Origin of the sequence: Micromonospora sp. WMMC241 (assembly GCF_027460165.1) — a bacterium.
Classification (GTDB): Bacteria; Actinomycetota; Actinomycetes; order Mycobacteriales; family Micromonosporaceae; genus Micromonospora; species Micromonospora humi.
Window position 1 is genome coordinate 4,216,580 of the sequence record NZ_JAPZBF010000001.1, and the last position, 21,305, is coordinate 4,237,884.

Here is a 21,305-nt window from a genome sequence, read left to right on the forward strand (position 1 = left end):
AGGAACCCCGACATGAGCGGCGTTATGGAGCACGTGGACGTGGACGTCCCGATCCGGACCGCGTACGACCAGTGGACCCAGTTCGAGGAGTTCCCGCACTTCATGGAGGGCGTGCAGGAGGTCCGGCAGCTCTCCGACCGGATGACGCACTGGACCGTGGAGATCGCGGGCGTGAAGCGCGAGTTCGACGCGGAGATCACCGAGCAGCTTCCGGACGAGCGGGTGGCCTGGCGTTCCACCGGGGGCACCGAGCAGGCCGGTGTGGTGACGTTCCACCGCCTCGACGAGGGGCACACCCGGGTCACCCTGCAGATGGAGTTCGAACCGCACGGCGTGGTCGAACAGGCCGGCGACAAGCTGGGTGTGGTCGACCGCCGGGCCAAGGGCGACCTGGAGCGGTTCAAGCAGTTCATCGAGCGGCGCGGTCAGGAGACCGGCGCCTGGCGCGGTTCCGTCGACCGGCCGACCCCCTGAGCCTGCGCACCCCCGCAACGAACGTCGACGGCCGCCGGTGATCCGGCGGCCGTCGCGGTGTCCCGGGGGCCGTTTGCGATCATCCGGCCCGGGTACCGCAGGGGAATGACCGACAACGACAGCCACGTGTGGCGCGACGAGGACCGCACTCCCCTGCACGAGCTGGACCAGGCGATCGCCCGGTCGACCCTGGACGGCCAGGCGGACGACGCCACCGGCAACGACGCCGGCGAGGAGGCCGCGTTCGGCCACGGGCCGGAGGCGGTGGACCGGGGCGCCGGCCCGGAGGCCGAACGCCGGGAGATGACCGACGCGGACCGGGCGTACCGGCCGTCGACCACCGGACGCACGGGGCCGGACAGCATGTGAGAACACCCGGGTTCCGGGCACCAGGCGGTGCCCGGAACGTGACCCGGCGCATCAGCCAAGACGACAAAAAATGCGGTACGGCCGGCCGGAAAAGCGGACAGCCCATCCAGAATCGGCCGAACGGCTGACGGCATACCCCCGGTCGCGCGTAAGACTTTCGGGATGGATCAGGGTTCCTCTTTCCTCTCCACTCGTCAGCGCCGCCTCGCCTGGCTGGGCTTCCTGCTCGCCGCCGTCCAGGCGCCGGTGGCGGCGAAGTTCAGCGACGACAGCTCCTGGCTGCTGAGCGTGGTGGTGGCACTGATGGTGGCCACCGTGATCATCGCCGACGACGGCGCCCGTCGGCGCCCGGCCCAGGCCCGCTCCTCCGACTGATCACCGCTCGGCGGGGCGCGCCTCGTGCCCCGGCCGGCCCCGGCTCCGGCGTCGCTCCTTCATCTCCGCCTCGTAGAGGTGCCGGCGGCCCCCGACCACCTCGTCGCGGGCCCGCCGGTCCATCTCCCGGAAGAGCGCGTAGTAGCCGTCGTCGAACTCCTCGACGAGCTGGAAGGTCCACCGCCCGGCGATGACGTTGCGGCCCAGCAGGTCGCGGTCGATCCGCTCGGCGATCTCCGGGTGGCCGGCGGCGCGGAACAACTCCACCGCCTCGTCCAACGTCAGGTCGGCGTGGCCGATCAGCTGGTGCAACTCGTAGAGGTGACCGCGGGCCCGCTCGACGCACTCCAGGGCCTCGCCGAGCTTGCCCACCGCCTCGACCGTGGCGTCACTCACCCCGTCCGGGCGACGGTGCGCCCGGTCCGGCCCGTCGTCCTGTCGTGCCATCGTGTGCCTCCGCGGACTCGTCTGCGCCGTCTGCGCGGTTCCCTTCTGCCCCGCCACGGGCGGCTCAATCCCGGCGACCGACGCCGCCGGCACGCCCGGACGATCCGGCCATCGTCCGGTCGGCCGAGGCCGCCCGGCTCCACCCAGGTCTAGCCTCGGTCCTCATGCGCGTGCCGAACAACCGGGTCGCGACCCCGTCCGCAACGGTGGTCACACGGTCGACCCTCACCACGCTCACCACCGCCGTCGGCACCGCCGGCCTCGCCGCCGCCGCGGCGAACCCCGGGCTGCTCGCCGCGGTCGACCAGCATGCCGCGGGGATCCGCGACAGCCTGCGCGGCGACCGCCGGCCGCTGACCGTGGCGGCCCTCGCGGGCTACGCCGAAGGCCTGCGCGACGCCGCGTCGGAGCACGGCTGGACGCCCCCCACCGGCCCGGTCGACTGGGCGGCGGCGGACTGGCTGCTCACCCGGCTGCTCGCGGTGTGCCTGCTGGCCCGCGCCCTCGACCCGCGCCACCTGGCCTGAGACACGGCGCGGGGTGCCCGCGATCGCCCCGCGGACACCCCGTCACCCGTTCACCGTCAGCCGTTGGGCCGGCGGAACTGCTGCGTCTCGTCGCCCGTCTCGCCCGAGCGGTAGGTGCCCGCCCCGGACATCGACGACTGCGGCGTCGCCGGTGCGGGCTGTCCGCCCCGGTCGGCCATCCGCCGCTCGTAGTCGCCGCGGCCGACCTGCTGCGCCTGCCGCTGCTGCTGGAACGCCCGGGACTCCTCCGCGACCCGGTCCAGCCAGCCGTCCCAGCGGTTCTGCATCGGCTTGATAAGACCACCGCCGACACCGACGATCAGGATTCCCGCCACGGTGGCGAGGAACGCGATCAGCACCGGCGTGGTCACCGTGGTGGCGATGCCCACCTGGTTCAGCGCGGCGATGACACCGAGCGCCAGGATGAAGAAGGCCACCACGTCGGCCAGCACCCGGCCGTACGAGAGCCCGCCGAGCGCGCCGGACACCAACTGTCGGACGGCGTTGGCGATGGCGGCGGCGATCACCACGATGACGATCGCCACGAAGGCGCGTGGCAGCCAGGACACCACCCCGCGGATCAGGTCGCTGATCGCGTTGGGTCCCCACACCCCGAAGGCGAACTGCAGGGTGAACAACAGGACCGCGTAGTAGGCCAGTCTGGCCAGGATGTCGCTGGCGTCGTACTTGGTGCGTTCGAGGGCGCGTTTGATCCCGCCGCGTTCCACGGCGCGGTCGAACCCGACCCGTTCCAGTGCCGCGTCCACGATTTTGAGGACGGCTCGGGCGATGAGCCAACCCACCACGAGGATCGCGATGAACGCGATGGCCCTCGGTACGAAGAGCAGCACCGACCTCCAGAAGTCGGTCCAGGCCGCACTGATGTCGACCTGCCCGACGGCGAGGGTTTTCGGCATGATGTCCCTCCTGTCGCGTGAACTGCGCCGCCCGCATACCCGGTGCTTCCGGCAGCACGCGGACCGGACCGGGGGCAATTTCCCGACATGACCGATGGAACGGGCCCTGACCTGCCCTGATGTCCCCGCCGCCGGGCATCGGGCCCGGTCGCGGACGCATGATCGGAACCCGCCGGCCACGCTCCGGTTAGGCTGCGGTCATGCCAGGCACCGTCGGTCGGATTCCCACGCCGTCCGCCCCCACTCCGGGAGCGACCGCCCACCCGTGGGCCGGTACGCCGCTGGGCGACCCGCAGAGCTGGGACCCGGCGGTACGCGCGGTGGCGGACGTGGTGCTGTCCTCCCCCGTACCGATGGCCCTGCTCCTCGGCGACGACCTGGCCCTGCTCTACAACGACGGCTACGGCGAACTGATCGGCGAACGGCACCCGGCCGCGCTGGGCCGCCCGGCGGCGGAGGTGTTCGCCGAGGTGTGGCGGGAGGCCGGCGCGGGCGAGGCGCTGGAGCGGGTCTACCGGCTGGGCGAGCCCTTCCTGGAGCGGGAGGCGGTGCTGCCGGCCGACCGGCAGGCCGAGCCGGCGGTGTTCACCCGCGGCCACTCCCCGGTGCGCGACTCCACCGGCCGCATCGTCGGCGTGCTCACCGTGTCCGCGCAGACCACCCAGCTGACCCGGCAGTTGCAGAGCCTGAGCGACTTCGCCGCGGCGCTCTCCGGCACCCTCACCCTGGACGACGTGGCCCGGGTGACGCTGCGCTACTGCCTGCACTCGTTCGACGCCGACCGGGTCTCCTTCGCCGTGGACGAGGGTTCCGCCTGGCGGATGGTCCGCCGGATCCGGGGCGAACTGCTCGACGAGGCGGACGAGCGGCTGCCCCCGCTGTGGCGCCGGATGACCGCCGACTCGGCGCTGCCGGCGGTGGTGACCGCACGCAGCGGCGTACCCTCCTTCGCCACCGACGGTCAGCCGCTGCGCGAGGTCGCGGTGGACCGGCACGACGAGAAGATCCGCGCGCTCGCCGCGCTGCCGCTGCGCTCGACCGTGGTCCGGGGCGCGCTCACCGTGGGCTACCAGGCGGCGCGTCCCTGGTCCCCGGCCGAACGGGCGTTGCTCGCCGCGTCCGCCGAGCTGATCGGCCAGGCCGCCGAGCGGGCCCGCCGGTTCGAGACCCAGCACGGCACCGCCCAGTTGCTGCAACGCAGCATGCTGCCGGAGCAACTGCCGGACCTGCCCCGGTTGCGCATCGCCGCCCGCTACGACCCGGGCGTCGACGGCAACGCCGCCGGTGGCGACTTCTACGACGCGTTCCTGCTGCCCACCGGCGCGCTCGGCGTGGTGCTCGGCGACGTGGCCGGCCACGACGTGCAGGCCGCCGCCCGGATGGGCCAGGTCCGCGCCGCGCTGCGGGCGCTCGCCTTGTCCGACCCCCGGCCGGACGCGGTGCTCGGTGGCCTGGACCGGCTGGTGGCCAGTCTCGGCACCGAGGGCGGCACGCACGAGTTGTTCGTCACCGTGGTGTTCGGCGTGGTCGACGTCGACCGGGAGCGGGTCACGCTGGCCAGCGCCGGCCATCCCGCACCGCTGATCCGGCGCGGCCGGCCCGGCGACGGCCCGGCCGCGGAGTTCGTCGACGTGCCGCCCGGCCCTCCGCTGGGCCTCGGCGGCCGGCAGCGCACGGTCACCGTGCCGTTCCGCCCCGGCGACACGCTGCTGCTCTACAGCGACGGCGTGGTGGAGCGGCGCTGGCAGGACCTGGCCGCCGGGCTGGCCGGGCTGGGCGCGGCGGTGAGCGCCGCGGGCGGCGGTGATCCCCGGGCGCTGTGCGCGGTCGCGACCGCCGCCGTGCCGGGCGCCACCGAGGACGACGTGGCCGTGCTGGCGGTGGAGCACGCGGTCCGCCCCAGCCGGTCGGCCGGCATGGAGGTGCCGGCCGAGCCGACCGCGCCGAGCCGGGTCCGGCACTGGATGACCGCCCAGCTCACCGAGTGGCAGGTGCCCGACGCGGTGGTCGGCGCCGCGGTGCTCTGCACCAGCGAGCTGACCACCAACGCCCTGCTGCACGCCGGCACCGCCGCCCGTGTCGAGGTGGACCTGAGCGCCGAGCGGCTGCTCGTCTCGGTCGCCGACTCGGGCACCCGCGGGCAGGTCACCCGGGCCCAGACCGACACGCTGAGCAGCCGCGGCCGGGGGCTCGGCCTGATCGAGGAGCTCAGCGACGCCTGGGGCACCGATCCGACGGTACGTGGCTCGACGGTCTGGTTCGAGATCCTCATTCCCACCGGGTGAGCCGGGAGTCGGCGGCGTCCGACCAGGGTAGGAGGCAGCCATGGCCGACGACACGCGACACGGCGTCCTCTTCGACGTGGACGGCACCCTGGTCGACTCCACCTACCTGCACACGGTGGCCTGGTGGGAGGCGCTGCGCCAGGGCGACCACCGGGTGCCGATGGCACGGATCCACCGGTCCATCGGCATGGGCTCGGACAAGCTCCTCGACCACCTGCTCGGCGCGGAACGGGACACCGACGCCGACGAGCGCCTGCGGGACGCGCACGACGCCCTCTACGCCGAGTACTGGCAGCGACTCGCGCCGCTGCCCCGGGCCCGGGAGCTGCTGTACGCCTGCGCGGATCGCGGCCTGCGGGTGGTGCTGGCCACCTCGGCGGCCGAGCACGAGGCGGCCGCGCTGCGCGCCGTCCTCGACGCCGAGGACGTGATCGACACGGTCACCTCGTCCGCCGACGCCAAGGAGAGCAAGCCGGCGCCGGACATCCTGGCCGCCGCGCTGGAGCAGTCGGGGCTGGCCGCCGAGCGGGTGGTCTTCGTCGGCGACTCGGTCTGGGACGTGGCCGCAGCCGGCAAGCTGGACATCCCGTGCATCGGGCTGACCTGCGGCGGCACCGGCCGGGCCGAGTTGGCGGGCGCCGGCGCGGTGGCGGTGTACGAGGACCCGGCCGAACTGCTGGATGCCCTGTCGGAGAGCGCGATCGGAACCCTCGGCTGAGTCGCCGGTCGACCTGGCTGCGTCGAAAGGCTTAGCCGGCACCGGTTCGGGGCACTGCTGAGCACCTCCGCCCGGCCGACGGGCGGCGGGAGGGTGGGGTCGTGGAACCGGTCGATGTCGCGTTCGCTCTGTTGGGCGTCGGTGCGCTGCTGGCGGGGATCCTGCCCCGGGTGCTGGAGAAGCGGCCGCTGTCCATGCCGATCGCGTTCCTCGGTCTCGGCATGCTGGTCTTCGCACTGCCGACCGGCCTGCCGACGCCGGACCCGCTGCGCTCGCCGGAGCTGACCACCCACCTCACCGAGGTCGGGGTGATCGTCGCCCTGATGGGCGCCGGTCTGAAGATCGACCGGCCGTTGAGCTGGGCCCGCTGGTCGTCCACCTGGCGGCTGCTGGCCATCGCCATGCCGCTGTGCATCGCCGCGGTGGCGCTGCTCGGCTGGTGGTGGGCCGGTCTGGTGCCGGCGGCGGCGTTGCTGCTGGGCGCCGCGCTCGCCCCGACCGACCCGGTGCTCGCCTCCGACGTGCAGGTGGGCGAACCGACGGACGCGGAGGACTCGGAGGACGAGGTCCGCTTCGCGCTCACCTCGGAGGCCGGCCTGAACGACGGGCTGGCCTTCCCGTTCGTCTACGCCGCCATCGCGATCGCCAGCACCAGCCTCGCCCCGTCGGACTGGCTCGGCGAGTGGCTGGCCGTCGACGTGGTCTACAAGCTCGCCGCCGGCGTGGGCGGCGGCCTGCTCGTCGGCTGGCTGCTCGGCAAGCTGTTCTTCCGGGCGCCGAGCGCGCTGCGGCTGGCCAAGCACTCCGAGGGCTTCCTCGCGCTGGCCGCGACGTTCCTCGCGTACGGGCTGGTCGAGGTGATCGGCGGGTACGGCTTCCTGGCCGTCTTCGTGGCCGCCCGGGCGATCCGCGCCGCCGAGCGCACCCACGAGTTCCACTCCGTGCTGCACGACTTCGCCGAGCAGGTGGAGCGTTTGCTCACCGTGCTGTTGCTGCTGCTGTTCGGCGGCGCGGTGATCGGCGGTCTGCTCACGCCGCTGACCTGGACGGCGGCGCTGGTCGGCCTGGCGCTGGTGCTGGTGATCCGGCCGCTGGTCGGCTGGCTGTCGCTGCGCGGCGCGCCGGGCCGCGCGTCCGAGCACTGGGTGATCGCGGCGTTCGGCATCCGCGGCGTCGGGTCGTTCTACTACCTCGCCTACGCCACCAGCAAGACCGACTTCCCGCAGGCGGAGCTGCTGTGGGCCACCGTCGGTCTGGTCGTGGTGGTCTCGGTGGTGGCGCACGGGATCGCCGCGACCCCGATCATGCAGTTGCTGGACCGGGCCGGCGAACGCACCCGGGACAGCTCGGAGCGGGGCCGGGCGGAACAGCCGGTCCCGGCCGGCTGACCCCGCCGGCTCAGACGCCGGCCAGTCGGGCGGCCAGGGCGCGGCCCAGGTCGTGGCCGGAGCGCCAGGCGCTCTGCACCCGGGGGCGGCCGAACGCGTCGCCGGCCAGGCCGATCCCGTCGTCGTCCAGGTGGTAGGTGCCGCCCTCGCCGACCATCGTCGGCCGGGCGTACGTCCAGCGGTGCACGTGGGTCGACGCGGCCGGTTCGCTCAACCCGAGCAGGTCCCGGACGGCCTGCTCGATCTCCGGCCGGGCCCCGGTGGGTTGGAGCAGGTGGCCGGCGGCGAACTGTGGCGTGGTGTGGGCGACCAGCACCGGGGCGTCGTCCCCGCGGCGGTCGCCGTCGTCGCAGACCAGGCTCAGCACCGGGTGGTCGTTGACGAACGCGCCCCGGAAGTCGGGCCAGCGGCGGGCCGGGAAGTGCAGCACCGCGGACAGCGTGGACGCCCAGCGTTGGGCCGCCACCGCTCGGGTGGCCTCGGCCAGCGCCGGGTCCAGCAGCAGGGCGGCCTGCGGGCCGGGCATGGCCAGCACCACCGCCTCGGCCGCCCGCCCGTCCACCCGGGGCCCCGGCTCGACGGTCATGACCAGCCGGTCGTGCGTCACCGGCACGCCTTCGGCCAGGTGCTCCACGAGTGAGCGCAGCCCGCGCGGGGCGGCCCAGCGCACCGGCCCGCGCACCTGTTCCCGCCCCCGCGGCCCGTACGCGACGAGCGTGTCGGTCCACTCCCGGGCCAGCCCGGCGGCCTGCCAGTCCGCCACCACGGCGGCGAAGTCCGGGTCGTCCACGGTGAAGTAGGCGGCGCCCAGGTCGGCGGGGCGGCCGTCGAAGCGCTTGCTGGCCATCCGCCCGCCGGTCACCCGGGCGCGCTCGCGCACCTCGACCGGGACGCCGGCCCGGACCAGCTCGGCCGCGCACGCCACCCCGGCGATGCCCGCGCCGACCACCACCACACCCGCCCGGTCCGCTGTCATCGGTCGATCGTAGGTGCCGGCCGGCATGAACCCGTCGGCGCGGGGGTACTGGCACACCTGTTCGAGGAGAGGTGATCAGCATGGCCGACCGCGCCAACGACAACAGCAACGTGAACCCGGACGCCGCCGTCAAGGACCCGGACGACTGGGTGACCGGCGACGAGCCGCCGACCGCGGCTCAGGAGTCCTACCTGCACACCCTGGCCCAGGAGGCGGGTGAGACGGTGCCGGACGGGTTGACCAAGGCCGAGGCGTCCCGGCGCATCGACGAGCTTCAGGCGGAGACCGGCCGGGGGCGCTGAAGGCGGTGTCAGCGCGGGGGCAGGCGGTGCAGCTCGACCCGGTCGAGCCGCCCCGCCGCCACCCGGGCGGTCAGGTAGGTCGCGTACGGCTGGGCCCGCCGGTCGGTTGGTGAACCGGGGTTGAGCAGCCGCAGCCCGCCCGGCGCGACGCTGTCCCACGGGATGTGCGAGTGCCCGAAGACGAGCAGGTCGGTGTCGCCGTACGCGGCGGCGCAGCGTTCCTCGCGGCGGGTCTTCGGGCCGGTCTCGTGCACCACCGCCACCCGCAGCCCGGCCAGCTCGACCCGGGCCACCTCGGGCAGCCGGGCGCGCAGGGCCGGCCCGTCGTTGTTGCCGTAGACCCCGACCAGCCGGCGCGAGCGCGCCTCCAGCGCGTCCAGCAGCGCCACGTCCACCCAGTCGCCGGCGTGCAGCACCACGTCGGCGGCCTCCACCGCCGCCCACAGCGGCGGCGGCAGGTCCCGGGCCCGCTTCGGCACGTGGGTGTCCGCCATGATGACCAGCTCCACCGCGCCATCCTCCCGTACCCGGCGCGGCGGCGCCGCTCAGGCGCCCTGCCCCTGGTTCTGCATCAGGCCGCCGTCCATGAAGTAGGTCGACCCGGTCACGTAGTCGGCGTCCGCGCTGGCCAGGAAGACGGCCAGCTTGGCGATCTCGGCCGGTTCCGCGGCCCGCTTCCACGGGATGCTCTGCACCTGCTCGTGGAGGTAGTCCGGGTTGTCGATCGCCTCCTGGTTGAACGGGGTGAGCACCATGCCGGGCCCGATGTTGTTGACGTTCATCCGCATCGGGGCGACCTCCAGGGCCAGGCTCTTGGCCAGCTCCAGCATGCCGCCCTTGCTGGAGTCGTAGTCCGCGCCGCCGGCCCGGGCCACCTCCTGGTGGATCGACGTGATGTTGATGATCTTGCCGCCGCCCCCGACGTCCCGGCGGTGCCGGACGAACCGCCGGCAGCAGAAGAACATGCCGTAGAGGTTGGTCCGGATGCACCGGTCCCACGTCTCGGTGTCCAGGTCGGCCACCGGGATGCCGGAGGCGTCCACGCCGGCGTCGTTCATCAGCACGTCCAGCCGGTCGAACTCCGCCAGGGCCTCGTCGAACATCGCCTCCACCTGGTGCTCGACGCTGATGTCGCCCTGCACCACCACGGCCCGCGAGCCGGCCGCCTCGATCTCGGCCCGGGTGTGGTTCGCCCCGGCGTGGTCGTGCAGGTAGTGCACCACCACGTCGGCGCCCTCCCGGCCGAACTCGATGGCGGTGGCCTGGCCGATGCCCGAGTCCGAGCCGGTGATCAGGGCGGTCTTTCCCGCCAGCCGTCCGGTCATCCGGTTGCTCCCTCCGTGCGGGCCGCGCCGGTCGGCACGGCCGGTCGGTCGTGCGCGAACCGCGCGGCGGCGTCGGTGATCCGGCCGGCGGTGTTGATCAGCCCGATGTGCGAGAAGGCCTGCGGGAAGTTGCCCAACTGTTCCCCGGTGACCTGGTCGATCTGCTCGGCGTAGAGGCCCAGGTCGTTCGTGCGGGCGGCGAGCTGCTCGAACAGCCGCCGGGCCCGGTCCAGCTCACCCGCCTCGGCCAGGCAGCCGGCCAGCCAGAACGAGCAGATCACGAAGCCGGCCGGGTCACCGTCCCAGCGGCGCAGCAGCCCGTTGTGGGACAGCCGCCGCTCGACCACGTCCATGGTGGCGCGCATCCGCGGGTCGTCCGCCGGCAGGAAGCCGACGAGCGGCATGGCCAGCACCGAGGCGTCCAGGTCGTCGGAGTCGAACGCCCCGGTGTACGCGCCGACGCGCTCGTTCCAACCCCGGGCGAGCACCGCCGCGCGGACCTCGTCGCGGGCGGCGGCCCAGCGGGCCACGTCGGCCGGCCCGCCGATCCGCAGGCCGAAGCGGACCGCCCGGTCCAGCGCGGTCCAGCACTGCACCTTCGACGACACGTAGTGCCGCTCGGCGTCGCGCGCCTCCCACATCCCGGAGTCCGGCCTGCGCCAGTCGCGCATCGCCTGGTCGGCGAGCGTGCCCAGCAGGTGGCGCACGTCCGGCGACATCGGGTCCAGGTAGTGCCGCATCAGCCAGGCCGCGTCGAGCACCTCGCCCAGCACGTCGTTCTGCCGCTGCCGCCAGGCGTCGTTGCCGACGAGCACCGGCCGGCTGCCGGCGTACCCGGCGAGGTGGTCGAGGTCGTGCTCGGTCAGGTCCCGCTCCCCCTCGACCCCGTACATGATCGGGGCGGGAGCGTCGCCGAGCCGGCCCATCGCCCGGGCCACCCAGGTGAACTGCCGGTCCGCCTCGTCCGGGCAGGCGGCCCGCCAGAGCGCCTGCAGGGTCAGGCTGAAGTCGCGCAGCCAGACGAACCGGTAGTCGTAGTTGCGGTCCCCGCCGAGCTGTTCCGGCAGCGCGGTGGTGGCCGCCGCGACGACCGCGCCGCTCGGCCCGTAGGTCATCCCCTGCACCACCAGCGCGCTGCGCCGGACCAGGTCGCGATACTCACCCCGGTATTCGTGCAGGTCCGCCCAGGAGCGCCAGCCGGCGACCGTGCCGGCCACCACGTCGGCGGCGTCGGGCAGCACCGGCGCGCCGCCGGCGTACGTCGGGGCGTACCCGAGGGTGAAGTGGTGGGCGCTGCCGGCGCGGGCGGTGAACCGCCCCGCGGCGGCGCCGTCGGCGAACGTCAGCGGGACGTCGCTGCGCAGCTCCAGCCGGCACGCGCCGGCGGTGGCGCCGATCACCCCGTCGTGTTCGGTGAGGTAGGCCCCGACCCGCCCGTACTCGAAGCGGGGGGCGTAGTGCACCCGCATCGCCACCTCGCCGGTGAGGCCATGGACCACCCGGGCCAGCACCCGGGGTGAGCGCAGGCCGATGTCGTGGCCGCGCGCGCCGGGCTCCAGCGCCAGGGCGTCGGTGACGGCCACCGTCCCGGTCGCGGTGGTGAAGACGGTACGCAGCACCAGCGCGTCGTCCAGGTAGGACCGGGTGCTGGTGAACCCGCCCTCGGGGTGGATCGCCCAGTGCCCCGCGTCGTCGTCGAGCAGCCGCCCGAAGACCGACGGCCCGTCGAACCGGGCCGGGCACCACCAGTTCACCGCGCCGGCGGTGTCCACCAGGGCGGCGCTGCGCCCGTCGGCGAGGAAGCCGTGCTCGCTGATCCGTCCGGTCCGCACGGTGGTGGCTACCCGGCCAGGGCTTCGCCATGCCTGGCCGGATCGGTGCCGACCGCCGCGTTACCGCTCGCCGACGACGGGAACGCGGCGGGTTGACGAAGGAGGATGCTCATGACCAGACCCTCGACTCCGACCGCGGCCTGGCGACCCGGGATACCGGGCAGCGACAACCTCCCGTCCGGCCCGGGCGGTCGTCCGATGCCGCCGAGCGGGGACGGGCACGGGCCGCAGGCCGGCACGCCGACCGTCACGATCGGCTCGTACCCGGACTATCCGTCCGCCCAGCGCGTGGTGGACTACCTGGCCGACAACCGGTTCCCGGTGGAACGGACGTCGATCATCGGCACCGACCTCACCTTGGTGGAGACGGTGATGGGGCGGTTGACCACCGGCCGGGCGGCCCTGTTGGGCGCCGGCACCGGCGCCTGGTTCGGCCTGTTCATCGGGTTGCTCTTCGGCATCTTCACGGCCGGCAACTGGCTGGCGGTGATCCTGGTCGGCCTGGTGATCGGCGCGATCTGGGGTGCCGTGTTCGGCGCGGTCGCGCACGCGATGAGCGGCGGGCAGCGCGACTTCACCTCGGCCAGCTCGTTGCGGGCCGGCCAGTACGCGGTCACCGTGGACGCGGAGCTGGCGGAACAGGCCCGGCAGATGCTGGGCCGGATGCACCTGACGCCCACCGGCGCCACCGCCCGCTGAGGGCCCGGCGTCGACACGAGGGAGGGTCCCGCCCGGGGCCCTCCCTTCCGTGTCAGGCGTGCCAGGCCCGCTCGCCGGCGCGCAGCGGCACGTCCACGCGGTTCTCCGGCGGGGCGAGCGGGCAGGCCCACCGGTCGTCGTAGGCGCAGCTGGGGTTGTAGAGGTAGTTGGCGTCCAGCCGGACCCGGTCGCCGGGCAGCACCGTCAGGCCGCGCCCGAACGTGCCCTTCACCGTGTCGGTGAGGTAGCGCCCCCCGCCGTAGGACCCGTCGCCGCAGCTGGCGTCGCGCAGCGGCACGAACAGCCCACCGCCGTACGCGTCGATCCACCAGAGCGTCAGCGGCCCCCAGGGCGTCTCGGCGACCGCCACCCGGCGGTAGTCGACCACGCCGTCCGGGCCGCCGGTGTCGATGCTCAGCCCGCCCGAGGCCTGCCGCAGCGGCGCCTCGACCACGGCGTCCGGGTCGGGCGGATACCAGCGCAGCCCGGTGAAGCCGGCCCGCTCGTCGACCGGGACCGGGCTGCTCGGATGACTGCCGAACAGCGCGTCCCGCGCCGCGCGGAACCCGCCCAGGTCGAGGTCGGACAGGTAGAGCGCGGCCACCCGCTCCCGCCAGTCCAGCACGTCGAGATCATCCATCCCCCGACCCTAACCACCCCCTCTCCCCACCACCCCACCCTCCTTTCGTCGATCTTGGAGTTGTGGCGCCTCGGACATGCCTTCGGCACCATTTGTGAGCGACCACAACTCCAAGATCGACGTGTTCAGCGGGGACCGAGGGCGGGATGCGGGTCGGTGGTGAGGCGGACGTGCAGGTGTTCGTCGTGTCGGTGGCCGTCGCCGTAGACGTGCGACTCGCGCAGGGTGCCCTCCAAGCGGTAACCGGCGCGCTCGGCGACGCGGCACGAGGCCGGGTTGGCGACCGCGTGGCACAGCTCGATGCGATGCAGGCCGTGCTCGCGGAAGCCCCAGGCGGTCAGCACGGTCACCGCGCGGAGTGCGACGCCTCGGCCGCGCGCCTCGGCCGCCGTCCAGTAGCCGATCGACGCGTTTTCACCCCGAATGTCGTTGAGCGACACCGCGCCCAGCAGCGCGTCGGTTTCGTCGGTCACCGCCAGCGACAGTCGGGTGCCCGAGGTCCGGTCGGCGCGCCACCGCACCCAGTCGAGAGCCCGGGCCAGATCGGTGACGCCCTGACCGTTCCACCTGTCGATCATCGGATCGGCGAGTGCGGCCAGCACGGCCGGCGCGTCCTCGTCCCGCCAGGCACGCAGCCGGAGTCCCGCCGCGGTCAGCTCCACGTCATCCACCCGCCGGATCATGACACGTCACGGCCGGGCTAATCGCTTCATTTTTCAACGAGTTTCCGGAAGCTGTCCCGAAAACTTCCCTGAGCCTCAGAGCGAAGAGCTTGTTTAAATTTTAAATAGTGCTACTCTTCGGGGCATGACGGAGAGCCTGGACGCGGAGCGGACGGCTTGCTGGCGCGCCTACATCGAGTCGAGCCAGCGGCTGTTCACCCAGCTGGAGGACGACCTGCGCGCGGACAGCGAGCTGAGCTTCGCCGACTACCACGTGCTGGTGCTGCTCTCCGAGGCGCCCGGGCAGCGGCTGCGCATGGGCGAGCTGGCCGACCGGCTGGTGTTCTCCCCGAGCCGGCTGACCTACCAGATCACCACGATGCAGAAGCGCGGCCTGGTGGCCAAGGAGTCCTGCCCCGCGGACCGGCGCGGCAGCGAGGCCGTGCTCACCGCGGCCGGGCTGCTGACCCTGCGCGAGGCCGCGCCGCACCACCTGCGCTCCGTGCGCACCCACCTGATCGACGATCTCGACGACGCCGAGGTCGCCTGCCTCACCCGGGTCTTCGAGCGGCTCGGCCGGCGCCTGCGCGCCGACCGGATCGCGTCGTCCACCCCGGCCGACAAGTAAGGAGACCGCGATGCCCGCGATCACCGTCGACGACGTCCTCGTCCTGCCCCGCCTGCCGAAGCTCGACGAGTCCACCACCTACCGCCCGGTCCGCCGGATCACCACCGCGCCGAGCGGCTACGAGGGTGAGGGCTTCCCGGTCCGCCGGGCCTTCGCCGGGGTCTCGATGACCGACCTCGACCCGTTCATCCACCTCGACCAGATGGGCGAGGTCGACTACGCGCCGGGCGAGCCGAAGGGCACCTCGTGGCACCCGCACCGGGGCTTCGAGACGGTGACCTACATGATCGACGGGATCATGGACCACCAGGACTCGACAGGTGGCGGCGGCACCATCACCGACGGCGACACCCAGTGGATGACGGCCGGCAGCGGCCTGCTCCACATCGAGGCGCCGCCGGAGCACCTGGTGATGAGCGGCGGCCTGTTCCACGGCCTGCAGCTCTGGGTCAACCTGCCCCGGGTGGCCAAGATGAGCCCGCCGCGCTACCAGGACATCCGCGGCCGGGAGTCGGCGCTGCTGACCACGCCGGACGGCGGCGGCCTGATCCGGGTGATCGCCGGCGAGATCGCCGGTCACCAGGGGCCGGGCTCGACCCACACCCCGATCACCATCGCGCACGTGACGCTGCAGCCCGGCGCGGAGCTGAGCCTGCCCTGGCGGGCCGACTTCAACGCGCTGGTCTACGTGCTCGCCGGTCGGGGCACGGTGGGCACCGACCGGCAGCCGATCCGCCTCGGCCAGCTCGCCGTGCACGGGCCGGGCGACGCGCTGCGGATCACCGCCGACCGGGCGCAGGACGGCAACACCCCGACGCTGGAGCTCTACCTCATGGGCGGGCAGCCCATCCGCGAGCCGGTGGCGCACTACGGCCCGTTCGTGATGAACACCCGGGCCGAGCTGATCCAGGCGGTCGAGGACTTCCAGGCCGGCCGGCTCGGGGTGGTCCCGAGCGGGCGGGTGCCGCACAGCGACGGCCAGGGCGACCGCCCCTGACCGGGTGAGCATGCTCGGGCGCTCCGGTCCACCGGGGCGCCCGGGCGGCTCAGGAGACGGCGAAGATCCCGGCCACCCCCAGGATCACCATCAACAGGACCGCCACCAGCGCACCCCGCTCCCCCTCCACCGCCTGGTCGCGGTCGTCGGTCACGGTGTTCGTCGTCTCGGCGGGCATGTCGGTGCCTCCTTGAGTTTCGCGGTCCAGGGGTCCGGGGTACCCCAGGCACATGCCACCGCCGCCGACCTGCTGCGTCGTGGTGCGGGGCCCTACCGGGGGTCCTACCGTGTGAGGACGTCATCGACCTCGGGAGGCTGGAACGTGACCCTGCGGGACTGGTTCCTCACCGCACAGGAACGCGCCAACCCAGGGTCTGAGTTACCCGTCTGGACCGATGGAAACCTCGTCGAGCCGCTCGTCCACGGCGCCGCGTACTTTGACCGGCTGGTCAGCGAGGTGGAGGCGCTGCGCGAAGGCGACCACCTGTTCTTCACCGACTGGCGGGGCGACCCGGACCAGCGGATGCGCCCGGACGGCCCGACCGTGGCCCAGTTGTTCGCCCAGGCCGCCCAACGCGGGGTGATCGTCAAGGGGCTGATCTGGCGCTCCCACCTCGACACCCTCTCCTACAGCGAGGCGGAGAACCGCGACCTCAGCGAGACCCTCCGCGCGGCCGGTGGCGAGGTGCTGCTCGACCAGCGGGTCCGCCGCGGCGGCTCGCACCACCAGAAGCTGGTGGTGCTGCGCCACCCCGACGACCCGAGCCGCGACGTCGCGTTCGCCGGCGGCATCGACCTGTGCCACAGCCGCCGCGACGACGCCGGCCACGCCGGCGACCCGCAGCCGGTGGCCATGTCCCCCCGGTACGGCCCGACGCCGCCCTGGCACGACGTGCAGCTCGCGCTGCGCGGCCCGGTGGTCGGCGCGCTCGACACCACGTTCCGCGAGCGGTGGACCGACCCGATGCCGCTGGACTCGGAGAACCCGCTGGCCTACCTGCGGGACCGACTGCGCGGCTCGGACCTCACGCCGGACCCGCTGCCCGAGCAGCCGGCCGACCCCCCGCCGCTCGGCCCGCACCACGTGCAGGTGCTGCGCACCTATCCGGCGGTCCGCCCGCGCTACTCCTTCGCCCCGGACGGCGAGCGCACCGTGGCCCGCGGCTACACCAAGGCGGTACGCCGGGCCCGGCGGCTGATCTACCTGGAGGACCAGTACCTCTGGTCCACCGAGGTGGCCGAGCTGTTCGCCCAGGCGCTGCGCGAGCATCCGGAGCTGCACCTGGTGGCGGTGGTGCCCCGGCATCCGGACGTGGACGGCAAGCTGGCGCTGCCACCGAACATGGTGGGCCGGGAGCAGGCGCTCTCGCTCTGCCACCGGGCCGCGCCCGACCGGGTGCACGTGTTCGACGTGGAGAACCACGAGGGCACCCCGGTCTACGTGCACGCCAAGGCCTGCGTGGTCGACGACGTCTGGGCCAGCGTGGGCAGCGACAACTTCAACCGCCGGTCCTGGACCCACGACAGCGAACTGTCCTGCGCCGTCCTCGACGACACCCGCGACGAGCGGGCGCCCACCGACCCCGCCGGGCTGGGCGACGGCGCCCGCGCCTTCGCCCGGGACCTGCGGTTGCGGCTGTGGCGCGAGCATCTGGACCGCGACCCGGACGGCACGCAGGACGACGACCTGCTGGACCCGGCGGACGCGGTGGCGGCGATCGACGCGGCGGCGGAGGAACTGGACCGCTGGCACACCGGCGGCCGCGTCGGTCCCCGTCCGCCCGGCCGGTTGCGGCCGCACCGACCGGAGCGGCTGCCCTGGCGTACGCGGATCTGGGCGCTGCCGGCGTACCGGCTGGTCTACGACCCGGACGGCAGGCCGCTGCGGGCCCGACGCGCCGGCACCTGGTGAACCGGCACCGGCTCGTCCAGCGGGTTCGGTCGGGCCGGGTACGCGAAGGAGACCCGCGGTGAGTAGAACCCCCAGCACACGTGCAGCGGGTTCGCCGGGCGCAGCGCGTAGACCGGGTGCTCGGGCGCCAGGAACTCCACCGACTCCACCTCGAACGGCGAGACCGGCTCGGCCACGTACGGATAGTCGGTGACGATCAGTTCCCCGTCGCGGCGGGTGAGGTAGCGGTGGTGGCCACTGTGCGCCTCGGTGCCGGTGTGCCCGACCCGGGCGGTGACCCGGATCAGCGGCCGACCGTCGGCCCAGGTCTCGGCGGTGAGACGCCCGGCCCGCAGCTCGATCTGGGTGACGCCCTCCTGGGCCGGGGCGCCGCGCGCGGCGGCGTAGTGCCGGACCCGGGTGCTGGACGCCAGGTAGTGCGTCCACCATCCGCCCGGGGTCTCCCGGTCCGGCGGCTCCATGCCCGCCAGTGAGACACCCAGGTAGGTCAGCGAGTAGGCGCCGAAGCCGGAGGTCTGCGTCTCGTCGTCGACCACGTACTGGTTGAGGAAGACCTGCCGCTCCGGGTGCGGCCGGAGGGCGGCGGGAACCAGCGCCTCGGCCGCGTCGGGGTCCGCCGGGAGCCAGCTGAACAGCAGCGTCCGGGCGTTGATGACGAGTTGCGGCGCGGCGGGATCCAGCACGGTGCCTCCGTAGTGTCCCTAGGGACGCTACGGGCGGTCTCGTCGGCGGGACAACGACAGAAAGACGACAGTGTCCCCCTTACTGTCGGGTTCTTCCTTGACCGATCGGCGGACGTTCCGCGCCGACTATGCCCCGATCCGGGCCTTTCCTACCCTGATATGCCTTAAGTACATCGTACTTTCGGCTGGATTTTTGTTGGCCGATCAGGCTACGGTTGCTCCCGAACGGACCAGTTAAACCTAAACCAAAGCGTCTCTTCTTTTTTCTCCGCGGACGAGGTGCAGGGAGGACCACCATGACCGCCCACACGACGAGCGCCCCGGCGACAACCAGGCCGGCCGGCTCCGCGAAGCTCGACCCCCGCTCGCTCACCGACAGCGCCGCCAACCTGCTCGACACGATGGCCGCGCTGCCGGCGAACCACCCCTCGCGGCCCGCCCTGCGCGACCGCGCCATCGAGGCCTGGCTCCCGCTGGCCAACCACCTCGCCCACCGCTACAGCGGTCGCGGCGAGCCCAACGACGACCTGGTGCAGACCGCCGCGATCGGCCTGATCAAGGCGATCGACAAGTTCGACCCGTCCCGCGGCGTCGACTTCGCCGGCTACGCCATCCCGACCATCATCGGCGAGCTCAAGCGACACTTCCGCGACCGCACCTGGGACATCCGGGTGCCGCGCCGGCTCCAGGAGCTGCGCCTGGCGATCTCCGACGCCAACAGCACCCTGCTCCAGACGCTCGGCCGCTCGCCGACGGTCGCCGACATCGCCGCCCACCTCAAGGTCACCGAGGAAGAGGTGCTGGAGGGCCTGGAGGGCGCCCGCGCCTACAACGCGGTGTCGCTGTCCACCCCGACCGGGGACGGCGAGCGCGCCACCGAGCTCGGCGACCTGCTCGGCGGCGAGGACGGCGAGTTCGAGCTGGCCGAGATGCGGGTCGCGCTCGGCCCGGCGCTCGCCACGCTCGACCAGCGCGAGCAGCGGATCCTCACGCTGCGCTTCTACGGCAACCTGACCCAGTCGCAGATCGCCGAGCAGATCGGCGTCTCGCAGATGCACGTGTCCCGGCTGCTGGCCCGGGCGCTGACCAAGCTGCGCGGCCAGCTCGACGGAACGTACTAGAGGTAGGCGGAAAGGCCCGGGTGGCGATGCGCCGCCCGGGCCTCGGCGTGTAAGGAGGGGCCCCCTGTTAACGCCTCCGGTAGAGAGGGGGCCCCTTCTCACTCGTCCTGGCGCGAGGCTTGGCAACCGGGGCCGCGGACGATCATCGCGGCAGGTGCGGGAGGCACCTCCAACTCGGGCGTCAACAGGGGGCCCTACCTCTACCGCAGGCGTTAACAGGGGACCCCTCCTTGCGCAGGGTGGGGTGGGGGTGGGTGCGAGAGTGGGGGCGTGCTCGCTGACGTGTCCCTCGACCTGCCGGTCCGGCCGGTGCTGCCCACGCTGGTCGCCGCGCTGCGGCAGCGAGGCGTCGGCGTCCTGGTGGCGCCGCCGGGGACCGGCAAGACCACCACCGCGCCGCTCGCGGTCGCGGACGCGATCACCGGGCGGGTGGTGATCGCCCAGCCCCGGCGGGTGGCCGCCCGCGCCGCCGCGCACCGGATGGCCGCCCTGCTCGGCGAGCGGGTCGGCGAACGGATCGGCTACGCGGTACGCGGTGAGCGGCGCGGCGGACCGCGTACCCGGGTCGAGGTGGTCACCACCGGCCTGCTGGTACGCCGACTGCACCACGACCCGGAGCTGCCCGGGGTGGGCGCGATCCTGCTCGACGAATGCCACGAACGGCAGCTCGACGCCGATCTGGCACTGGCGTTCGGTGTGGAGGCCCGGGCCACCCTGCGTCCGGACCTCTGGCTGCTCGCGATGTCGGCGACCCCGCAGGCGGACCGGTTCGCCGCGCTGCTCGGCGGCGACGAGCCCGCGCCGATCGTGCGGGCCGAGGCCGCCCTGCACCCGGTTGAGCGGGTGTGGGCGCCGCCACCGCGCCCGGTCGTCCCGACCGGCGGCGGCCGGGTGGACCCGGTGCTGCTGGACCACGTAGCCGCCACGGTCCGCCGGGCGCTGCGCGAACGCGCCGGCGACGTGCTGGTCTTCCTGCCCGGCGCCGGTGAGATCGCGGCTGTCACCGGGCGGCTGGCGGACCTGCGCGACACCGTCGCGGTGCTGCCGCTGCACGGTCGACTCTCCGCGACCGCCCAGGACGCCGCGCTGGCCTCGAACGGAGCGCCTGCCACCGACGCGGGAACCGGAAGGACGGGACCCGGCAGCGCCGGGGCCCGGCGGCGGGTCGTGCTGGCCACCGCGGTGGCGGAGAGCAGCCTGACAGTGCCCGGGGTACGGGTGGTGGTGGACGCCGGGCTCAGCCGGGTTCCGCGTACCGACCTGGCCCGCGGGTTGGGCGCGCTGGTCACCGTGCCGGTGTCCCGGGCGGCGGCGACCCAGCGGGCCGGCCGAGCCGGGCGGGAGGCGCCCGGCGCGGTCTACCGCTGCTGGTCGGAGGCGACGCACGCCCGGCTCGCCGCGCAGCCCGAGCCGGAGATCGCCACCGCCGACCTGACCGGGTTCGCGCTGGAGTTGGCCGTCTGGGGCGCACCCGACGGCACCGGCCTGGCCCTGCCCGACCCGCCGCCCACGGCCGCGCTGACAGTAGCCCGGGAGACGCTGACCACGCTCGGCGCGGTCGACGCCGACGGCCGGGTCACCGCGCGGGGCCGCGCGATCGCGGCGGTCGGTGCCCATCCCCGGCTGGCCCGGGCGCTTCTCGACGGCGCGTCGCGGGTGGGCGTCGACCGGGCCGCCGAGGTGGTGGCGATGCTCGCCGAGGAGACGCTGGGCGGCACCGGGGACGACCTGCCGGCCCGCTGGCGGCGGCTGCGCGCCGCCGCCGACCCGGCCGCGACCGGCCGCTGGCGTGCCGAGGTACGCCGCCTGCGCGCGGCTCTGCCCGCCGACCGCCGACCGCAGCGGACCGCCGACCAGCCGGAGTTGCCCGCCGGGACGGCCGACGGCCGACCGCAGCCCGCCACCGGGAGGACCGGCGGCCGGCGCGGACGAGATGCGGAGGAGGCCGGCGGCCGGTCCGGGCGAGATGCGGAGGAGGCCGGCGGCCGGTCCGGGCGAGATGCGGAGGAGGCCGGCGGCCGGCCGGGG

The 21,305-nt window shown here is 73.9% G+C and carries 23 protein-coding genes and 1 pseudogene; 14 read left to right on the forward strand and 10 right to left on the reverse strand.

Going from position 1 to position 21,305, the window contains the following annotated elements:
- The first annotated feature begins 12 nt into the window (after nt 1–12).
- The 3 genes from O7598_RS18960 to O7598_RS18970 all read left to right on the forward strand — a co-directional run bounded on the left by O7598_RS18960 (nt 13) and on the right by O7598_RS18970 (nt 1,218).
- Nucleotides 13–474 carry an SRPBCC family protein gene (locus tag O7598_RS18960; protein WP_269692656.1) on the forward strand — a complete coding sequence of 154 codons (462 nt, stop codon included), beginning with the start codon at nt 13–15 and terminating at the stop codon, nt 472–474.
- Between the two features lie 105 nt (nt 475–579).
- A complete protein-coding gene (locus O7598_RS18965) occupies nt 580–843 on the forward strand; it encodes a hypothetical protein (protein ID WP_269692657.1) in 264 nt (87 codons plus the stop codon).
- Nucleotides 844–1,005: 162 nt separating this feature from the next.
- Nucleotides 1,006–1,218: a hypothetical protein gene (locus O7598_RS18970; protein ID WP_269692658.1), complete on the forward strand. Its 213-nt coding sequence runs from the start codon at nt 1,006–1,008 to the stop codon at nt 1,216–1,218.
- Here the strand turns inward: O7598_RS18970 and O7598_RS18975 are convergent, their stop codons facing one another.
- A complete protein-coding gene (locus tag O7598_RS18975; protein ID WP_269692659.1) occupies nt 1,219–1,665 on the reverse strand; it encodes a hypothetical protein in 447 nt (148 codons plus the stop codon).
- Nucleotides 1,666–1,829: 164 nt separating this feature from the next.
- Here O7598_RS18975 and O7598_RS18980 point away from each other — a divergent pair, with 164 nt between their 5' ends.
- Entirely contained in the window at nt 1,830–2,192 is a 363-nt protein-coding gene (locus tag O7598_RS18980; RefSeq protein WP_269692660.1) for a DUF6401 family natural product biosynthesis protein, read from the forward strand.
- 56 nt (nt 2,193–2,248) lie between these two features.
- On the opposite strand, the gene O7598_RS18985 is transcribed toward O7598_RS18980, so the two are convergent.
- Nucleotides 2,249–3,109 (reverse strand): mechanosensitive ion channel family protein, encoded by an 861-nt coding sequence (locus O7598_RS18985; RefSeq protein ID WP_269692661.1) that lies wholly within the window; start codon nt 3,107–3,109, stop codon nt 2,249–2,251.
- 200 nt (nt 3,110–3,309) lie between these two features.
- On the opposite strand from O7598_RS18985, the gene O7598_RS18990 reads away from it, so the two are divergent.
- The 3 genes from O7598_RS18990 (at nt 3,310) to O7598_RS19000 (ending at nt 7,500) form a co-directional block, all read left to right on the forward strand.
- Nucleotides 3,310–5,394: an ATP-binding SpoIIE family protein phosphatase gene (locus tag O7598_RS18990; protein WP_269692662.1), complete on the forward strand. Its 2,085-nt coding sequence runs from the start codon at nt 3,310–3,312 to the stop codon at nt 5,392–5,394.
- Nucleotides 5,395–5,434: 40 nt separating this feature from the next.
- A complete protein-coding gene (locus tag O7598_RS18995; protein WP_269692663.1) occupies nt 5,435–6,112 on the forward strand; it encodes an HAD family hydrolase in 678 nt (225 codons plus the stop codon).
- A 101-nt stretch (nt 6,113–6,213) separates the two neighbouring features.
- Nucleotides 6,214–7,500: a cation:proton antiporter gene (locus O7598_RS19000; RefSeq protein WP_269692664.1), complete on the forward strand. Its 1,287-nt coding sequence runs from the start codon at nt 6,214–6,216 to the stop codon at nt 7,498–7,500.
- 10 nt (nt 7,501–7,510) lie between these two features.
- Here O7598_RS19000 and O7598_RS19005 read toward each other — a convergent pair whose 3' ends face one another.
- Nucleotides 7,511–8,476 carry an NAD(P)/FAD-dependent oxidoreductase gene (locus O7598_RS19005; RefSeq protein WP_269692665.1) on the reverse strand — a complete coding sequence of 322 codons (966 nt, stop codon included), beginning with the start codon at nt 8,474–8,476 and terminating at the stop codon, nt 7,511–7,513.
- 80 nt (nt 8,477–8,556) lie between these two features.
- Between O7598_RS19005 and O7598_RS19010 the strand changes: the two genes are divergently transcribed.
- The gene (locus O7598_RS19010) at nt 8,557–8,778 is read left to right on the forward strand and encodes a DUF3072 domain-containing protein (RefSeq protein ID WP_091067695.1); all 222 of its coding nucleotides are present in this window, start codon (nt 8,557–8,559) and stop codon (nt 8,776–8,778) included.
- Between the two features lie 8 nt (nt 8,779–8,786).
- On the opposite strand, the gene O7598_RS19015 is transcribed toward O7598_RS19010, so the two are convergent.
- Genes O7598_RS19015 through O7598_RS19025 form a run of 3 tightly spaced genes read right to left on the reverse strand, consistent with a single transcriptional unit; the run spans nt 8,787 to nt 11,935 of the window.
- Nucleotides 8,787–9,287 (reverse strand): metallophosphoesterase family protein, encoded by a 501-nt coding sequence (locus O7598_RS19015; RefSeq protein WP_269692666.1) that lies wholly within the window; start codon nt 9,285–9,287, stop codon nt 8,787–8,789.
- A gap of 36 nt (nt 9,288–9,323) precedes the next feature.
- Nucleotides 9,324–10,103: an SDR family oxidoreductase gene (locus tag O7598_RS19020; protein WP_091067556.1), complete on the reverse strand. Its 780-nt coding sequence runs from the start codon at nt 10,101–10,103 to the stop codon at nt 9,324–9,326.
- Nucleotides 10,100–11,935: a glycoside hydrolase family 15 protein gene (locus O7598_RS19025; protein WP_269692667.1), complete on the reverse strand. Its 1,836-nt coding sequence runs from the start codon at nt 11,933–11,935 to the stop codon at nt 10,100–10,102. The genes O7598_RS19020 and O7598_RS19025 overlap by 4 nt, the downstream gene beginning before the upstream one ends.
- Nucleotides 11,936–12,046: 111 nt before the next feature.
- On the opposite strand from O7598_RS19025, the gene O7598_RS19030 reads away from it, so the two are divergent.
- Entirely contained in the window at nt 12,047–12,634 is a 588-nt protein-coding gene (locus tag O7598_RS19030) for a general stress protein (RefSeq protein ID WP_269692668.1), read from the forward strand.
- Between the two features lie 52 nt (nt 12,635–12,686).
- Here the strand turns inward: O7598_RS19030 and O7598_RS19035 are convergent, their stop codons facing one another.
- Together O7598_RS19035 and O7598_RS19040 are read right to left on the reverse strand one after the other, a co-directional pair.
- Nucleotides 12,687–13,274 (reverse strand): DUF1684 domain-containing protein, encoded by a 588-nt coding sequence (locus tag O7598_RS19035; RefSeq protein ID WP_269692669.1) that lies wholly within the window; start codon nt 13,272–13,274, stop codon nt 12,687–12,689.
- A 125-nt stretch (nt 13,275–13,399) separates the two neighbouring features.
- The gene (locus O7598_RS19040) at nt 13,400–13,945 is read right to left on the reverse strand and encodes a GNAT family N-acetyltransferase (RefSeq protein ID WP_269692670.1); all 546 of its coding nucleotides are present in this window, start codon (nt 13,943–13,945) and stop codon (nt 13,400–13,402) included.
- 136 nt (nt 13,946–14,081) lie between these two features.
- On the opposite strand from O7598_RS19040, the gene O7598_RS19045 reads away from it, so the two are divergent.
- Nucleotides 14,082–14,564, forward strand: a complete 483-nt coding sequence (locus O7598_RS19045; protein ID WP_269692671.1) for a MarR family winged helix-turn-helix transcriptional regulator — start codon at nt 14,082–14,084, stop codon at nt 14,562–14,564.
- Between the two features lie 10 nt (nt 14,565–14,574).
- Nucleotides 14,575–15,561 (forward strand): pirin family protein, encoded by a 987-nt coding sequence (locus O7598_RS19050; protein WP_269692672.1) that lies wholly within the window; start codon nt 14,575–14,577, stop codon nt 15,559–15,561.
- Between the two features lie 49 nt (nt 15,562–15,610).
- On the opposite strand, the gene O7598_RS19055 is transcribed toward O7598_RS19050, so the two are convergent.
- Entirely contained in the window at nt 15,611–15,739 is a 129-nt protein-coding gene (locus O7598_RS19055; protein WP_255292629.1) for a hypothetical protein, read from the reverse strand.
- A gap of 144 nt (nt 15,740–15,883) precedes the next feature.
- Here O7598_RS19055 and O7598_RS19060 point away from each other — a divergent pair, with 144 nt between their 5' ends.
- The gene (locus O7598_RS19060; protein WP_269692673.1) at nt 15,884–17,473 is read left to right on the forward strand and encodes a phospholipase D family protein; all 1,590 of its coding nucleotides are present in this window, start codon (nt 15,884–15,886) and stop codon (nt 17,471–17,473) included.
- Here O7598_RS19060 and O7598_RS19065 read toward each other — a convergent pair.
- The gene (locus tag O7598_RS19065) at nt 17,422–18,156 is read right to left on the reverse strand and encodes a hypothetical protein (protein WP_269692674.1); all 735 of its coding nucleotides are present in this window, start codon (nt 18,154–18,156) and stop codon (nt 17,422–17,424) included. The two genes, O7598_RS19060 and O7598_RS19065, sit on opposite strands and share 52 nt — an antisense overlap.
- Before the next feature lie 296 nt (nt 18,157–18,452).
- Between O7598_RS19065 and O7598_RS19070 the strand changes: the two genes are divergently transcribed.
- Together O7598_RS19070 and O7598_RS31470 are read left to right on the forward strand one after the other, a co-directional pair.
- The gene (locus O7598_RS19070) at nt 18,453–19,277 is read left to right on the forward strand and encodes a SigB/SigF/SigG family RNA polymerase sigma factor (protein WP_269692675.1); all 825 of its coding nucleotides are present in this window, start codon (nt 18,453–18,455) and stop codon (nt 19,275–19,277) included.
- A 270-nt stretch (nt 19,278–19,547) separates the two neighbouring features.
- Nucleotides 19,548–21,203, forward strand: a pseudogene (locus tag O7598_RS31470) (helicase-related protein); the annotation flags it as partial.
- Between the last annotated feature and the right edge of the window lie 102 nt (nt 21,204–21,305).

Coding starts and splice junctions, on each gene's coding strand:
- O7598_RS18960 (WP_269692656.1), top strand. CDS start 13: ATGAGCGGCGTTATGGAGCACGTGGACGTGGACGTCCCGATCCGGACC.
- O7598_RS18965 (WP_269692657.1), top strand. CDS start 580: ATGACCGACAACGACAGCCACGTGTGGCGCGACGAGGACCGCACTCCC.
- O7598_RS18970 (WP_269692658.1), top strand. CDS start 1,006: ATGGATCAGGGTTCCTCTTTCCTCTCCACTCGTCAGCGCCGCCTCGCC.
- O7598_RS18975 (WP_269692659.1), bottom strand. CDS start 1,665: ATGGCACGACAGGACGACGGGCCGGACCGGGCGCACCGTCGCCCGGAC.
- O7598_RS18980 (WP_269692660.1), top strand. CDS start 1,830: ATGCGCGTGCCGAACAACCGGGTCGCGACCCCGTCCGCAACGGTGGTC.
- O7598_RS18985 (WP_269692661.1), bottom strand. CDS start 3,109: ATGCCGAAAACCCTCGCCGTCGGGCAGGTCGACATCAGTGCGGCCTGG.
- O7598_RS18990 (WP_269692662.1), top strand. CDS start 3,310: ATGCCAGGCACCGTCGGTCGGATTCCCACGCCGTCCGCCCCCACTCCG.
- O7598_RS18995 (WP_269692663.1), top strand. CDS start 5,435: ATGGCCGACGACACGCGACACGGCGTCCTCTTCGACGTGGACGGCACC.
- O7598_RS19005 (WP_269692665.1), bottom strand. CDS start 8,476: ATGACAGCGGACCGGGCGGGTGTGGTGGTGGTCGGCGCGGGCATCGCC.
- O7598_RS19010 (WP_091067695.1), top strand. CDS start 8,557: ATGGCCGACCGCGCCAACGACAACAGCAACGTGAACCCGGACGCCGCC.
- O7598_RS19020 (WP_091067556.1), bottom strand. CDS start 10,103: ATGACCGGACGGCTGGCGGGAAAGACCGCCCTGATCACCGGCTCGGAC.
- O7598_RS19030 (WP_269692668.1), top strand. CDS start 12,047: ATGACCAGACCCTCGACTCCGACCGCGGCCTGGCGACCCGGGATACCG.
- O7598_RS19035 (WP_269692669.1), bottom strand. CDS start 13,274: ATGGATGATCTCGACGTGCTGGACTGGCGGGAGCGGGTGGCCGCGCTC.
- O7598_RS19045 (WP_269692671.1), top strand. CDS start 14,082: ATGACGGAGAGCCTGGACGCGGAGCGGACGGCTTGCTGGCGCGCCTAC.
- O7598_RS19050 (WP_269692672.1), top strand. CDS start 14,575: ATGCCCGCGATCACCGTCGACGACGTCCTCGTCCTGCCCCGCCTGCCG.
- O7598_RS19055 (WP_255292629.1), bottom strand. CDS start 15,739: ATGCCCGCCGAGACGACGAACACCGTGACCGACGACCGCGACCAGGCG.
- O7598_RS19070 (WP_269692675.1), top strand. CDS start 18,453: ATGACCGCCCACACGACGAGCGCCCCGGCGACAACCAGGCCGGCCGGC.